The sequence below is a fragment of the Marinitoga arctica genome (genome assembly GCF_054657315.1).
Genome location: NZ_BAAHYY010000024.1, coordinates 17,988 through 33,752, shown reverse-complemented (window position 1 = coordinate 33,752; position 15,765 = coordinate 17,988). Strand labels below are relative to the sequence as shown.

The following is a 15,765-nucleotide window of genomic DNA, read 5'->3' as shown; positions in this document are numbered from 1 at the left end:
TAAACGTTCTACTTTTTATTCTAAATTCAAATTATTTTTTATTGTTAATAATAATTCCAAATTATCAAAAAGATCATATTTTAAAGGTTATTCCTTGAATACTAATGGTGAAAAAGTTTATGATGAACATATTAAAAGATTGCTTATTGATTTGTTATTAATTGACGATCCTTCTAACCCAGAGTTTTTTTACAAAACTCTGGGATCAAAGAAGCTTTCTATAGTTTTTAAACAAAAATACGGTATTATTATTAATCACAAAAAAATTTATAGATTAAGAAAGGAACTTAATTTAACTCGAAATTATCATCGTCATTCAAAACATCCTAGAAAAAGACCTAGAAATCATGATATTTCAAGTCCTAATCAATATTGGGAAGCTGATATTAAATTTGTTTTTACTAAGGCTAATGGTTTTGTTGGTATTCTAAGTATTATTGACGCTTTTGATAGATCAATTGTTGGTGTTTATATTGGAAACTCTATTAAAGCTAAAGATTTTATCAATACTGTTAAACAAGCTATTAAATTTAGAAATGCTACTCCCAAAAATTTGATTATTAGAACTGATAATGGCCCTCAATTCAAAGCTAACATTACTGATATATTTATGAATGAACTTAATATTATTCATGAATTTGGATACAAAAATAACCCCAATTCTCAAGCTTTTATTGAATCATTTCATTCTTCTGTTCAAAGAGAATTTGTTGAATATATTACTTTTAACGATATCAATGATGTTTATAATTATTATATTTCCTATATTTATTTTTATAATCACCTTAGACCTCATGGTTCTTTAAAGTATCTTACTCCAGATTATGTTTTTAATCTTTTTAATGATTTTATTTCTTCTTATGATTTTTCTGATTTTTTTTGTTTCTGTAAAAAAATGAGTTTTTCTTATTTTTTGTCTATTTTTTAGGGGTCAAGCCGCTTTCTTATTTTACCATTTACAATTTTTATATATCGATTATTTTTTATAATAATATGTAATATAAAAATTTAATCTCATGCAAATACTAATATGATATAATATAAAACATAATAAATATTTTAACTAATTTTACAACATTAATATTAAAAAAGGGTTGAATTATTTGAATCTAACATTTTTACAAATATCGATAGTATAAATATTTATTACTTATGAAAGGGGTATATTATGAGATTACATAGAATTACTGATAATGTTTTATATATTGAAGATACTACCAATATTGGAATTATAAAAATCAATGAATCTAATGATGTGTTAATTGTAGATAGCGGAAGTGACGATTCAAAAGGGAGAAGAATAATAAAAACATTAAAAGAAAATGGCTATACAATAAGATATATAATAAATACACATATGCATGCTGACCATATTGGAGGTAATCATTTTATTCAAAAACATATACCAGAAGTTAGAATTTTTGCTTTGAGAGAAGAAATGAGTATGTTGGAAGCACCTTTATATTTACCCTATTTTATTTATTCTGGAGCGTATCCGTTTAAAGATTTAAGAAATAAATTTCTACTTGCCAAACCATCTAAAGTTACTGATATTATAGAAAAAGAGAATTCATCTCTATTTATAGAACGTAACAAAATAGATTTGATCTCTTTAGATGGACATACTGAATTTCAAAAAGGTGTGTTATTTGAAAATATTCTTTTTTGTGGCGATTCATTAATTTCAGAAAAATTATTAGAAAAACATAAAATTCCTGTAAATGTAAATATTAAAAATACTAAGCAAACATTATTAAAACTAAAAGACAGTAATTATAGTTACTACTTACCCTCACATAGTGAATTAATAACCAATATAAAAGAATTAGCAACTTTGAATTTTATGAGAATCGAAGAAATAGAAAACAAAATTCTTGATTTTTTAATTTCAGAAAAAAGTTCGGAAAAAATCATTTCATATTTGCTTTATTCTTATTCATTAAATATAACCAATGCAACTTTATATTATTTATATAACACTACAATAATGGCTTTTTTAAGTTATTTGCATGATGAAAAAAAGATTGAAACAATTATAAAGAACAATACTATTTTTTGGAAACTAAAGTAAACTTAGTTTTTTCAAGCTAAGTTTATTTTAGTTGTATAGTTTTAAAAATTATAAAATGAGGTTTTTTTAATAACTTTTTATAGTTTTTTTCATCTTGTTCTTTGAACTTTTTTATTGGTTTTGGTTCTACCACTCTTTCAATGATAAAATTATTTTTATATAAAGCAGCAAAAATGTCATTTAAAGATCTATGATAATAATATACAGGTACTTTATTTATTTTATCTTCCAATAGCACTTCTTCAAAATAATTATCTAAACTAAAATACAAATATGTCATAATTGGATGATGAATTGAAAATATTAATTTTCCATTATTTTTTAATATTCTACGGAATTCATTTAATGTAAAATTTAGATCTTTTACATAATGTAATGTTAAAGATGAAATTATCATATCAAAGTAATTATCTTCAAAAGGTAATTTTTTATTTAAATTAGCTTCTATAATTTTTCCTTTATTTTCTATTCTTGTTTTTGCATATTCTACCATTTTACTTGAGAAATCAATACCTACAATTTCTTTTGCGCTATTATTTATCAACCATTCAGTATAAAATCCCGCTCCACAACCAGCATCCAAAACTTTTAAACCTTTAACATTATCAATAATTTTTATCATTGAAGGACGTTCATAATATGCATTAAAGGATTTTGTATCAACATCTTCAGCATAATGTATAGCTAATTTATCATAATTTCTCTTTAATTTTTTTTCCATGATACACCTCTGTTCAGAATTTATTTTATTTATTTCTATTATATCATGGTATGATATAAAGGGGAGATATTATGAATATAAAAAAAATATCAAATTTTATTAAAGATAAAAGGATATTACACACAACACATTACCATTCAGATTGTGATGGGATTGCTTCTGTATATTGGGGAATAAATATATTTGGCGGTGATTATTATATACCTACCCCTGAATTAAGAAGCGCAGAAGGTGTAATTGAGTATTTACAGCTAAATAAAAATAATATAATAAATTTTGATTATTATGATTATTATTTTATATATGATACCTCGAATACCGAGGATATAAATTTTTTGAGTTTAAATAATAAAAAATATATTGTTTTTGATCATCATCCAAATGCGGAAAAGTCATTTGTTAAAAATGCTTATATGTATTATATTAATCCTATGAGTGCAAATGTTATTAATTTATACGATTTATCAATCCAGAATTTAATTGATCTTGATGAAAAAATACTCATGTCATTTTCAATTGCATTATATACTGATACTTTGATGTTAAGGACAGCAAGAAGTAATGAATTTAAATATTTTTCTAAATTTATAGGAAAGCATAATTTTGAAGACATATTAAATATAATATATTCGAAGAGTATAGAGGAAAATATTTTTTTTGATACTTTATCAAATATAAAAATTTATTGGATAAATAACTTAAAGGTTAGTATTGGGGAATTTGAGAATATAAATTTATATCAAGCATTTTTAGATAGTATATTTAATGTGTTAAATATTGATGTATCTATAGGGATTTTACCTTTAGGAATAAAATTACAAGTAAAAAAGATTCATGTTCAGAAAATTTACCATAAAATATTAGTTCCTATACAAAGAAAACTAAAAATAAAAAGAAAACATGGAATATGGATAGATTTTTTTGACTATAATTTAATTATTAAAGAATTATCAAAATATAATATTCAATGATTTTTTAAGGTTATTATTTTTCACGATTATAGAAATCTAATAATCTTTATTAAATAAATTTTTTTTTCTTTCTTGAATTATTTTATCAATATTGTCTATGGTATCAATATGAAAATCATTATATAGATATAATTCATTTCTATCTTTAATATATATTTTCCCATCGCTTGTACAATAGTATTCACATTTATTATTATCTGCAAAATATTTAATTTTCTCTTTAGGTAGAGAATGGACTTTTTTTAATTTATTATTGAATTTTAATTCATCAATATTTGAATTAAATATATTTTTTAAAATTTTCCTAGTGTCCATAATATCACCTATAATTTAATATTAATTATATTATATCATATTTTTATAACCTTACAATAAAATTACGATTTAATAAAATAAAAAATTAATATTATTTTTACTTTAGCTTAAAAATATATAAGAATATTGAGTGATTTTTTTTACAATCAAACTTTACAATTATTTAATTTTATTATTTAATTTTGATGCTATAATTTTAATAATGAAATTATTTCAAATAGGAGGGATTAAAATGGACAATGTATTAAATATTACTGATACTGTATATTATATTGGAGTAAATGATAGGGACACTCATTTATTTGAAAATATGTGGCCGTTACCAAAAGGTGTAACGTATAATTCTTATATTATTGATGATGAAAAAACAGCTTTATTTGACACTGTAAAAACTACAAAAACTCATATTTTTTTGGAAAAATTAAATAATATTTTAAATGGTAAAAAGTTGGATTATTTAATTATCAACCATATGGAACCTGATCATTCAGGCTCAATATCTGATATTTTAAAAGCTTATCCTAACGTAAAAATTGTTGGTAATAAAAAGACTTTTGAATTTCTAAAAGCATTATATGGTATTGAATCAAATTTATATGAAATAAAAGATGGAGACGAAATAGATCTTGGTAAACATAAATTAAAATTTTACTTAACTCCTATGGTGCATTGGCCAGAAACAATGATGACTTATGATGAAACTGAAAAAATCTTATTTGCTGGTGACGCTTTTGGAGGTTTTGGAACTTTAGATGGTGGTGTATTTGATGATGAAGTTGATATAGAGTATTATGAAAATGAAATAAGAAGATATTATTCTAATATTGTAGGTAAATTTGGACCAATGGTTCAAAGAGCAATGAAAAAATTATCTGGATTGGATATAAAAATAATTGCCTCTACTCATGGTCCTGTGTGGAGAACGAATCCTGGAAGAATAATTTCATTATATGATAAATGGAGCAAATATGAAACTGAAGAAGGTGTAGTTATTGCATATGGATCAATGTATGGAAATACTGAGAAAATGGCTGATTTTATTGCAAGATGTTTAGCTGATGAAGGAATTAAAAATATTAGAGTTATGAATTCTTCAGAAGTACATGAATCTTTTATTATTAATGAAATATGGAGATTTAAAGGTGTCCTATTTGGGACTAATACATATAATAATGGAATTTTTCCAAGAATGGAAAATCTTTTAATAAATTTAGAACATAAAGGTATTAAAAATAGAGTTTTTGGAGTTTTTGGAACATATGGTTGGAGCGGTGGAGGAGTAAAGGGTATATTAGAATATATTAAAAAGAATAATTGGGAATTAGTTTGTGAACCTGTTGAGGTCCAATTCTCTGCACACGAAGAACATTATGAGAAATTAAGACAATTAGCTAAAGAAATGGCAAAGCGAATAAAAGAAAATTAATATTTTTTATAACGCCTTGATCAAAGTCAAGGCGTTATTTTTAATGATATTGCATTTACTGGACATATTCTTTGACATTCAAAACACATTAAACATTCTTGATTTATAATCTTTCTTTTATTATTATCAAGTGTAATTATTGTATTTGTTGGACATACTTGTTGACACAACCCACATCCTATACATTTATCTTCATTTATAGTTAATTTTATTAAAGGATTTTTAGAAGTTAAATGAAGTATTGTACCATATGGACACAGATATTTATGCCATAATTCTTCTTCAAAAAACAATGTAACCAAAGTTGAAATACCAACAATATACAATAAAATATTTATATTTATTTTCAGTACTTTAGTTGTTATAAATAACGCTATAAATAAAAATAATAAAATATATCTTATGAATATTGATTTTAAAAATTTTGGCGTTTTAAATCTTTTTATTTTTAATTTCTGATAGATAAAAGCTAATGGTTTAAATATTGTATTCATTGGGCATACCCAACCACAATAAAATCTCCCAACAATAGTCGAAAGTAATAGTCCTGCAATAAATATAAAAATCCATTTTACTAAAATATGATTTTTTAAAAGGGTAAAAAACAAAATAAGAAATAAAATTTCTACTATTTGCATAAAAACTATTTTTAAAGTTATTTTTCTTTTCATAAAATCACCTCATGTTTTCTTTTTATAAATATTTTACCTTTTGAACATAATAATAAACGTGATCAAAATCACATAAAATATTTATATTTTCTAAGTATATTTTAAGTATATTCTAAGTTTTTTTTAAGTAATTCGTTATATTATTTGTATAAATAATATAAATAGTGAGGTGAGCATAATGAAAAATATTGAAAATTCCACAAAAAACAAAAAACTTGATATAATAACAGGAATAATAGAAAAAATTGAAAAAGTAAATAATTCTAAATATCTATTTTATATATATATCAAAGATGGATTTAATAACATTTATAAAACAATGCTTAATTCTAGGCATACTGGCGTCTTATCTCCAAAACAAAAAATTACAATTGAAGGTGTTGCAATTAAATTTGAAAAATATTATAAAGTTATATCATACAAAATTTTCTATAATGGAAATAAATTTTCTACAATTCCATTTTAAAATATAAAGGGCGTTAGTTAAACTAACACCCTTAATAAATGTTTAATAATAAAAAATAGGTATAAAAAATTTTTAATTATCATTTTTTAATATTTTACATAATTCTGGTACTACGTCAATAGATATTTCATTACCTTCAGGATAAATTTTTTTTAATGAAGGATTATCTATTTGAACCATAATTTCCCCAAAATTTGTTTCTATAAAAGATTCTACACTATTTCCTAGATAAACATTTATTTTTACTTTTCCATTTATTAAACCTTCATTTTTATCTTTTAGTATTAATGATTCCGGTCTTGCCATTAAAACATTACCCTTTCCTATTTTTACATCAGGTTCATATTTAGTAATATTTAAAGTTTTTCCTAAAAAATCAACAATACATTTGCCCTCTAATATATCTTTTACTTCAACATCAAAAAAAGCAACCTTTCCAACAAAACCTGCAACAAATTTAGAATTTGGATTTTCATATATTTCGTTAGGCGTTCCAATTTGGATAATTCTTCCATCTTTCATTACAATTATTCTATCAGATAAACTCATAGCTTCTACTCTATCATGAGTTACATATATAGCAGTTATTCCTAATGATTTTTGAATTCTTCTAATTTCTATTCTCATTTGCTCTCGTAATAGAGCATCTAAATTTGATAATGGTTCATCTAATAATAATATCGAAGGTTCCACAATAATAGATCTTGCAAGTGCAACTCTTTGTTGTTGACCTCCTGATAATCTTGAAGGTGCTCTATTAGCTAAATCTTTTAATCCAACCATATCTAATGTATTTAATACTCTTTCGCTTATTTCTTTTTTAGATAATTTTCTTAATTTAAGGCCATACGCAACATTATCAAATACTGTCATATGTGGAAATAAACCATAACTTTGAAAAACAGTTGCAGTATCTCTTTTATTAGGAGGTAAAAAAGTTATATCCCTATTTCCAATATATATTTTACCTTTTGTTGGCATTTCAAATCCTGCAACCATTCTTAAAGTGGTTGTTTTTCCACATCCTGAAGGTCCTAATAGGGTAACTAACTCTCCAGGTTTTATCTCAAAATTTGAATTATTTACAGCAATAACCTCTGTATTATATTTTTTATCTAAAAATATTTTTGTAACATTTTCTAGTCGTAAAGATACTTGTTTTTTAGTCATTTACATCCACCCCTCATTGAGAAACTGATTTTTCTAATGTTTCGCTTTCCCTAACTAACAATCTCATTACTCCAAAAGCTAAAAGAACTATTATTATTAATGTTGTAGCTAAAACGCTTGCTAAACCAAATCTTAAGTTTTCTGAGAAATTATAAATTAAAACTGTTATGTGATACCACTTTGCTGATATTAAGAATATAACAGCACTTACAGCTGTCATAGATCTAACAAAAGTATAGGATAAACTTGAAATAAAGGCTGGTCTTAATAAAGGTAATACAATGGTTTTAAACACTGTTGGCACATCTGCTCCTAAATCTTGTGCAGCTTCTTCAATAGAAGGGTCAACTTGTCTTAAAGCCGCTACACCGCCTTCAACCCCAACTGGCAATTCTCTAATAACATAATTAATGACTATTATTGTTCCAGTACCTACAAGTATTAATGGTGCTTTATTAAAGGCTAAAATATAGCTAATACCAATTAGAGTACCTGGAATTGCAAATGGTGCCATTATTAATATTTCAAATATTCTTTTTCCAATAAATTTCTTTCTTACTAATATTAATGCTGTCATCATAGCTAATATGCCTGCTATTGGAGTTGCTGCAGTAGCTAGAGTAACAGTATCAGTAATTGCATCTTTCCCTCTTTGAAGAGCTTCTTTAATATTTTCTAAGGTAAATGTGTAATCAATTCCCCAATTTTTAACAAAACAACCAGCAACAATTGTACCGTATAAAGATATTAAAAACACTATTATAAACACCATTAATGTAATCAAAGTTATTTTCAATGGTTTTGATACAAGTTCTGTAATTCTAGGTGAAGGTTTTCCTGTTACAGTAACAAAAGATTTTCGTGAAACCCAAAATCTTTGAACCAAAAATGCTGTTATAGTTGGTAATAATAATAATATTGAAAGAGCTGCACCGTTCCCAAGCCTATTCATACCTGTAACTTCTAAATATGCTTCAACAGATAAAACTCTATAATTTCCTGATAGTATTAAAGGATTTGCAAAATCGGCTAACGAGTTTGTAAACACCAATAACCAAGCACTTAAAATACCTGGCAAGGAAAGTGGCAATGTAACTGTTAAAAAAGTTTTTAATTTAGAAGCATTAAGATCTAAAGCAGCATCTTCTAAAGTTGAATCTATAGAATGTAAAATACCAACCATAGTTAAATAAGCAATTGGAAACATCCCCATTGTTTGTACCAATGTTAATCCTGTTAACCCATATATACTAAAATGTTCTAATCCAAATATTTTTTTTGTAATTAACCCATTATTTCCAAATAGTAATAAAATCGATAATGTGAGAGAAAATGGTGGTGAAATAACAGGTAATGTAGCCATAGTACTAAAAAATTTTTTCCCTTTGATAGATGTTCTCGTAAGTACAAATGCAAATAAAAAACCAACCATAGTAGATAATGTTGCAGTTGAAATCCCCAATTTAATACTTCCCCAAAATGCACTTAAATATTGTTTAGTTGTAAAAATTTTCTTCCAAATTTCAAGAGAATATTCACCATTTTTAATAAATGTTAGTCTAAAAGCTTCAAACAATGGATAAGCTGTAAAAACTGCAACTATAGAAAATATTATTAAAATGATAAAACTCATTACAGGGTCTCTGGTAAAGTTTATAATTCCATATATCAATATAAAAATGATTATAATTGAATACATGAAGATATTCATTAATTTATAAAACTTCATATATTCATCCATTTGAAAAAAAATAATCGCTATTCCAAGTACATCATATTCATCATTTAAAACAGGTGAAAAAATAATTCTATATTTTGAATTATTTAATTCATAATCCATTTTGGAAAAATAAACTTCACTATATTCTGCACTTTCTATACCTTTTTTAAAATCTTCTGATTTTAAATTTCCTTTATAAAAGTCATAAAATTCTTTATTAACATAATAATCCTTAGTATCAAAAAAATCAGGAAGTCCATTTATATATATTATTCTTAAATTGTCATTTTCATTTTCTGTTTTTTCTATCCATGAATTATAATTATTTTTAATTAAGGAAATAGATTTAGATAATATCTGACTTGTTTTTAAAAGATTATCATTTAAAACTTTATTAAATGAATCTTTTATACTAGAAAAAACCCAAAAATCAAGTCCTATTATAAAAATCATCAAAATTAAAAAGTACAAAATCTTTTTTTTTGTAAACATATAATTCAACTCCTGTTTGTATTTTAATAGGCGGCATTATGCCGCCATATTTTTAACAATATTATTTTGCACCAATTTCTTTATTCCATCTTTCAACTAATCTTTCTCTATTTGCTGCATCCCAAACAAAATCTTGATTTACAATTCTTAATTCATCAATATTTAACGGAGCTTTATCTTTAGGAGCTATTTTTGAAACAGGTAAAACAAACCATTCAGCTATCATTGCTTGAGGCTCTTTCCCTAACATCCAGTTATACAACTTCTTCGCATTAACTGGATTTGGACCATTCTTAATTAATGACATTGAAGCTAATTCAAAACCTGTCCCTTCCATAGGAACTGTAACTTTCAATGGTGCTCCATTTGCTATTAATTTAAATAAATCATGTGCATATCCAATAGCAAATGGGATTTCCCCTATAGCAGCTTGTTTTCCACCAGCTGAACCAGATTTTGTATATTGGTCAATACTATCATCTAATTGATGTAAAAACATAAAAGTTAATTCTTCATCTTCATGAAACATGTGTAATACTGTTGTTATAACATTATATGCAGTACCAGAAGTATTAGGATTTGCAACTCTAACTAATTTTTCATATTTAGAATCAATAATGTCAAACCATCCTTTTGGTGCTTCTAAACCTAATTCCTTTGCTCTTTCTTCATTTGTTGCAAAAGCTAATACACCAATATATAAACCTATCCAATAATTTTCAGGATCTCTAAATTGTGCAGGCGTATATTGTGCTAAAGGTGATTTATAAGGTGTAGTTAATCCTTTTTGTTTTGCTTCCACGTGTCCCAATCCAACGCCACCTACCCATATAGATGCTTGAGGATTTTCTCTTTCTGCTTCTAATCTAGCTACTGTTTCACCTGTTGATAATCTAACCCATTCTACTTTAATTCCGGTTTCTTCTTCAAATTTATCGAATAATTCTTTAGCAAGAGGTTCCTCTAAAGTCGTATATGCTTTTACTACCTCTCCAGCCGAAAATGCTAAAATACCTACCATTAACAATGCCAATACGAATAATAACCTTTTCATAATAACACCCCCATATTTAATTTAAACTTCTCTTTTTATAATCCAAGAAGCTTTTTTACTAAAAAAGAATTTCATTTTTTCATTCTGTAATGGAATTTTATTTTCGATTGGATTATATAACACTCCATTAATAACTTGATTATTTTCTAACTTAATATTATATTCCACATGTGATCCTAAAAAAACAGGTTTTTCAATAATCCCAGAAATTACATTCTCTTTTTCTGAGAAATCTATTGATTCAGGTCTAATAACAATTAATACCTCTTCATTGATATTAAAATTTAAATTACTTACACCATAAAATTTTTTATCAAGGTCTTCATTATATATGATTATATCTTCTCCATCTATTGCTATAATTCTTCCCTCAATAAAATTTACCTTTCCAATAAAATCTGCAACAAACTTATTTTTAGGTTTTGCGTATATTTCAAAAGGAGATCCAATTTGCATTATTTCACCTTTGTTCATAATAACAATTATATCTGAAATACTCATAGCTTCTATTTGATCATGTGTGACATAAATACTTGTAATATTTAATTCTTTTTGAATTCTTCTAATCTCAATTCTCATAGATTCCCTTAATTTTGCATCTAAGTTGGATAATGGTTCATCAAACAATAACACTTTAGGTTCCATAACTAAACTCCTAGCTAAAGCTACTCTTTGTTGTTGACCTCCAGATATTTGATCAGGCCTTCTATTTTCTAACCCTTCTAATCCTGTTAATAAAATTATTTTTTTTGTTTTTTCGTGTATTTCCTTTTTTGCTAAATTTTTTAATTTTAAACCAAATTCAATATTTTCTTTAATTGTCATATGTGGAAATAATGCATAACTTTGAAACATCATTGAAATATCTCTTTTATTAGGTGGAGTATTAGTAATATTCTCTCCATCTAATATTATTTCACCATTTGTAGGTGTTTCAAAACCTGCAATTATTCTTAATGTTGTAGTTTTCCCACAGCCTGAGGGACCTAAAAAAGTTACTAATTGACCATTTTCTATATTTAAAGAGAAATTCTTTACTGCTATAGTTTCTATATTTCCGCTTTTAAATACTTTATATATATTTTTTAATTCTAAACTCATTACTACACCTCTATTCAGAAGCAAAATTATTATTAACTAAAGATATTTTATTTTTCAATAATAATTTCAAAATAAAAACAAAACTTAGTATAATTAAAATCAATACAACTGAAAATGCACACGCTTCAGACAATCTTCCAGAATCTGTTTGGCTTAATATTTGAACTGTCATTAAATTCCATTCAGCTGAAACTAAAAATATTGCAGCGCTTATAGCTGTCATTGCTCTAACGAATGAATATACTAAAGCAGAAAAAAAAGCTGGAATTATTAAAGGCAACGTTATCTTACTAAAAACTATGCGATCATCTGCTCCTAAAGTATATGCTGCTTCTTCAATAGCCGGATCTACTTGGTTTAATAACGATATTCCACTTTGAATACCTACAGGTACATATCTAAAAATAAAATTTAAAACTAAAATTGCAAACGTACCTGTTAATAACAATGGCTTTGAATTAAAAGCTAAAATATATCCAATACCTACTACCGTACCAGGCACTGCAAAATTAAGCAAAGAAATAAATTCTAAAGTTTTTTTACCTGGAAATGTTTTTCTTACTATTAAAAATGCTATTATCATTCCAAGTAATGCCGATATAGGAGTTGATGTTAATGCTATTGTTAAAGTATCTTTTATAGCTTCTCTCCCAACATCAAAAACATATATAAAATTATCTAAAGTAAATTCATTGCTCATACCCCATAATTTTGTAAATGCTCCCCAAAAAATAACTACATATATTAATAATATAAATAAAGATATAATTAATACTAATCCAAATAGAAACCATTTAGCAAATTTACTTACACTTTTTATTTGAGATGTATTAGGTTTACCAGTAACTGTTATATATTTTTTCTTTCCAATCCAATATTTTTGAATAATAAAAGCTATCAACGATGGTAATAATAGCCACACTGCTAATGCGGCACCACTTTTTAAATCAAACATACCAGTAATTTGAAGATATGCTTGAACTGATAAAACAGGAAATCTTGAACCTGCTAAAATAAGAGGATTTCCAAAATCAGCTAAAGATTCTATAAATAAAACTAACATAGTACTAGCTATTCCCGGAACAGATAATGGTAAAATTATTTTTGTAAATACTTGCCATCTTGAGGCTTTTAAATTAAATGCAGCATCTTCTAATGTAGGAGAAATCGTAGATATAACTCCATCTAAAGTAATAAAAGCTACAGGGAAAAATGTGACTACTTGAGCAATCATTAATCCCCACAATCCATATATAGGAAAATCTCTTATTCCAAATATTTTTGCTGAAATAATTCCATTAAATCCAAAAAGCATAATAATTGACATTGCTCCAATAAATGGTGGAAAAACCATTGGTATTATTGCAATTGTTCGAAAAAATTTTTTAAAAGGTATATTTGCTCTATTTATTGTATAAGCATATAAAAATCCTACAAAAGTTCCAATTACTGCTGTTAAAATAGCTATTAAAATACTATTTTTAAATCCTTGTTTCATATAATTATTAGAAAACATTTCTTTGTATACTTCAAAAGAAAATTTATTTTCTGAATCGGTAAAACTTATAGCAAATACTTTATACAACGGAAAAATTATAAAAATAAATAAAGATATAAATATTAAAACAAGAAGAATTAATATATATGGATTTTTTATTAAATTTTTCATCCTATTAGAAAATTCTTTATTTCTAATCTCCATATTCTTTCCTCCGAAAAAGGGGGATTCCCCCCCTCTTTTTTATTTAACTGGTAAAACTTCTTTTATCCATCTATCAACAATTCTCTTTTTATTTTGTGCTGCCCAATTTTCGTCTACTGTAATTAATTTTATTGTAGATAATGGTTGTAATGAACCAAAATTCACATCTGATCTTACAGGATAAAAGAAGGTTTTTTCATCCACTATAACTTGTTGTCCTTTTTTTGATAATAACCAATCAATTAAAACTTTTGCTTCATATTTATTTTTAGCACCTTTTACTAATGAAACACATGCAGCTTCATATGGAACTCCTTCTTCAGGGAATACAACCTCTATAGGATATCCTTGTTCTTTAAATTGGAAAAATGCTGGTGTAAACTGAATTCCTAATCCTGCTTGCCCTACTCCAACAGATTTGGAAGGCCCTGTTCCGCTTTGAGTATATGATTGAACATTAACTGCTAATTTTTTCAAATAATCTATCATTCCATCTTCTCCATATATAGATAACAATCCCATAATAAATGCATAGGCTGTTCCAGAAGTTTGAGGACTTGGATATTGAATCATATTTTTATATTCAGGTTTTAATAAATCCATCCAACTTTTTGGCAAATCTGCTTTAAGTTGTTCTAATACTTTCAAGTTAACACCTATACCCAATGGATTCATATAAAATGCATGATAATATCCATCAACATCATAAAAATTAGGAGTTATTCCATATACACTCAATGTTTTATATGGTTCAGTTAAACCTTTATCTTTTGCAATAATATGATTTGGCATAGGTGATCCAAACCAAACATCAGCTTTAGGGTTATTTTTTTCTGCTTCAAGCCTTGCTAATGCAGGACCAGATGATAAAAATACATATTTTACATTTATACCTGTTTCTTTTGAAAATGCATTTAAAATTTTTCTTGCATTTGCTTCATCAACACTACTATAAACAATAAGTTCAGCAAATGACACACTTAACATCAAAACTATAACTAAAAACAAAAATACCTTTTTCATTTCATTTCCCCCCTATATTAAGATAATATAACAATATTATTTTAATTCTAAAATGAATTAAAAAATCATCATAAATGTATTAAAATTGTAATAAAAATTAAAATATGTTTTTTAGGTAAGAGTATATTTTACCTTCTAAAAGATATAAGAAGCGATTTTTGTAGTAAACACTGAAGTATTTTTCGGAAAGAATGTTTAAAATTATTAGTTCTTTTTTCTCTCTTAAAATTTTTATAGTGAATAATGGAGTTTTATTATTTTCCAAAATATGACCTAATAATTTAGCTTCTATAATTTTTTTAGAATTATTAAAAATTGATTTAATTTCTGATATATCTAACACATTATTTAAATATTTTCCTCTAGAATTATTGAAAATAATTATATTACTTTCACTATTAAATAATTTAGAGATATTTTCCGGAGAAAATATTATCTCTTCAAAATAAGATCTAATAAAATTTATATTTGAATCATTTTCATAACCATAAATTAAGTTATCTATAATTAGATTTTTTGATATTTCAAAATACTTTTTTTCATTGTTTAAAAAATATATATAACCATATATTGAATTTAAGTTTTCTTTTTCAATATAATTAAATTTAGGCATGTTAGATATTATATTCCATATTTTAATTATTTTGTCAGATGAATCCAGTTTTACCTTTGGTAAATCATCATAATATATTTCTATATTTATTGGTATGTTAGAGGAAAACTTTTCAATTAATTCATCATTATCTTTTACAAAAAAATTTTTATCATATATTTTATTTAATATAAAAAAACCAAAAAATATTAATAATATAATTCCAGAAAATACCAACAGATAATATTTTAGTAATTTATTAATCATCAT

Annotated in this window: 15 protein-coding genes; 5 read left to right on the top strand and 10 right to left on the bottom strand. The window is 25.2% G+C overall.

Features of this window, described 5'->3' with window-relative positions; all coding sequences use genetic code 11:
* Together ACYQ44_RS07540 and ACYQ44_RS07535 are read left to right on the top strand one after the other, a co-directional pair.
* Positions 1-928: IS3 family transposase (locus ACYQ44_RS07540; protein WP_459996379.1), on the top strand; the 928-nt coding region annotated here is incomplete at its 5' end.
* 240 nt (positions 929-1,168) lie between these two features.
* On the top strand, positions 1,169-2,071 hold the full coding sequence (locus ACYQ44_RS07535) for an MBL fold metallo-hydrolase (RefSeq protein ID WP_459996378.1): 903 nt from the start codon (positions 1,169-1,171) through the stop codon (positions 2,069-2,071).
* 22 nt (positions 2,072-2,093) lie between these two features.
* On the opposite strand, the gene ACYQ44_RS07530 is transcribed toward ACYQ44_RS07535, so the two are convergent.
* A complete protein-coding gene (locus ACYQ44_RS07530) occupies positions 2,094-2,792 on the bottom strand; it encodes a class I SAM-dependent methyltransferase (protein ID WP_459996377.1) in 699 nt (232 codons plus the stop codon).
* 71 nt (positions 2,793-2,863) lie between these two features.
* Between ACYQ44_RS07530 and ACYQ44_RS07525 the strand changes: the two genes are divergently transcribed.
* The gene (locus ACYQ44_RS07525; RefSeq protein ID WP_459996376.1) at positions 2,864-3,763 is read left to right on the top strand and encodes a DHH family phosphoesterase; all 900 of its coding nucleotides are present in this window, start codon (positions 2,864-2,866) and stop codon (positions 3,761-3,763) included.
* Positions 3,764-3,799: 36 nt separating this feature from the next.
* Here ACYQ44_RS07525 and ACYQ44_RS07520 read toward each other — a convergent pair whose 3' ends face one another.
* Positions 3,800-4,078, bottom strand: coding sequence for a hypothetical protein (locus tag ACYQ44_RS07520; RefSeq protein WP_459996375.1), 279 nt, complete (start codon positions 4,076-4,078; stop codon positions 3,800-3,802).
* A gap of 232 nt (positions 4,079-4,310) precedes the next feature.
* On the opposite strand from ACYQ44_RS07520, the gene ACYQ44_RS07515 reads away from it, so the two are divergent.
* Positions 4,311-5,504, top strand: a complete 1,194-nt coding sequence (locus tag ACYQ44_RS07515; protein ID WP_459996374.1) for an FprA family A-type flavoprotein — start codon at positions 4,311-4,313, stop codon at positions 5,502-5,504.
* A 26-nt stretch (positions 5,505-5,530) separates the two neighbouring features.
* Here ACYQ44_RS07515 and ACYQ44_RS07510 read toward each other — a convergent pair whose 3' ends face one another.
* Complete coding sequence (locus ACYQ44_RS07510; protein ID WP_459996373.1) at positions 5,531-6,175, bottom strand: 4Fe-4S binding protein; 645 nt, start codon at positions 6,173-6,175, stop codon at positions 5,531-5,533.
* Between the two features lie 178 nt (positions 6,176-6,353).
* Between ACYQ44_RS07510 and ACYQ44_RS07505 the strand changes: the two genes are divergently transcribed.
* Positions 6,354-6,641 carry a hypothetical protein gene (locus ACYQ44_RS07505; RefSeq protein WP_459996372.1) on the top strand — a complete coding sequence of 96 codons (288 nt, stop codon included), beginning with the start codon at positions 6,354-6,356 and terminating at the stop codon, positions 6,639-6,641.
* 72 nt (positions 6,642-6,713) lie between these two features.
* Here ACYQ44_RS07505 and ACYQ44_RS07500 read toward each other — a convergent pair whose 3' ends face one another.
* From ACYQ44_RS07500 to ACYQ44_RS07470, 7 genes are all read right to left on the bottom strand, one after another.
* Complete coding sequence (locus ACYQ44_RS07500) at positions 6,714-7,811, bottom strand: ABC transporter ATP-binding protein (protein WP_459996371.1); 1,098 nt, start codon at positions 7,809-7,811, stop codon at positions 6,714-6,716.
* Between the two features lie 13 nt (positions 7,812-7,824).
* Positions 7,825-10,023 (bottom strand): ABC transporter permease, encoded by a 2,199-nt coding sequence (locus ACYQ44_RS07495; RefSeq protein WP_459996370.1) that lies wholly within the window; start codon positions 10,021-10,023, stop codon positions 7,825-7,827.
* 61 nt (positions 10,024-10,084) lie between these two features.
* Positions 10,085-11,077 (bottom strand): ABC transporter substrate-binding protein, encoded by a 993-nt coding sequence (locus tag ACYQ44_RS07490; protein WP_459996369.1) that lies wholly within the window; start codon positions 11,075-11,077, stop codon positions 10,085-10,087.
* 21 nt (positions 11,078-11,098) lie between these two features.
* Positions 11,099-12,178, bottom strand: a complete 1,080-nt coding sequence (locus ACYQ44_RS07485; protein ID WP_459996368.1) for an ABC transporter ATP-binding protein — start codon at positions 12,176-12,178, stop codon at positions 11,099-11,101.
* 10 nt (positions 12,179-12,188) lie between these two features.
* A complete protein-coding gene (locus tag ACYQ44_RS07480; protein ID WP_459996367.1) occupies positions 12,189-13,880 on the bottom strand; it encodes an ABC transporter permease in 1,692 nt (563 codons plus the stop codon).
* Positions 13,881-13,919: 39 nt separating this feature from the next.
* Positions 13,920-14,903: an ABC transporter substrate-binding protein gene (locus tag ACYQ44_RS07475; protein WP_459996366.1), complete on the bottom strand. Its 984-nt coding sequence runs from the start codon at positions 14,901-14,903 to the stop codon at positions 13,920-13,922.
* A gap of 97 nt (positions 14,904-15,000) precedes the next feature.
* Positions 15,001-15,762 carry a DUF3919 family protein gene (locus ACYQ44_RS07470; RefSeq protein ID WP_459996365.1) on the bottom strand — a complete coding sequence of 254 codons (762 nt, stop codon included), beginning with the start codon at positions 15,760-15,762 and terminating at the stop codon, positions 15,001-15,003.
* Positions 15,763-15,765 lie beyond the last annotated feature (3 nt).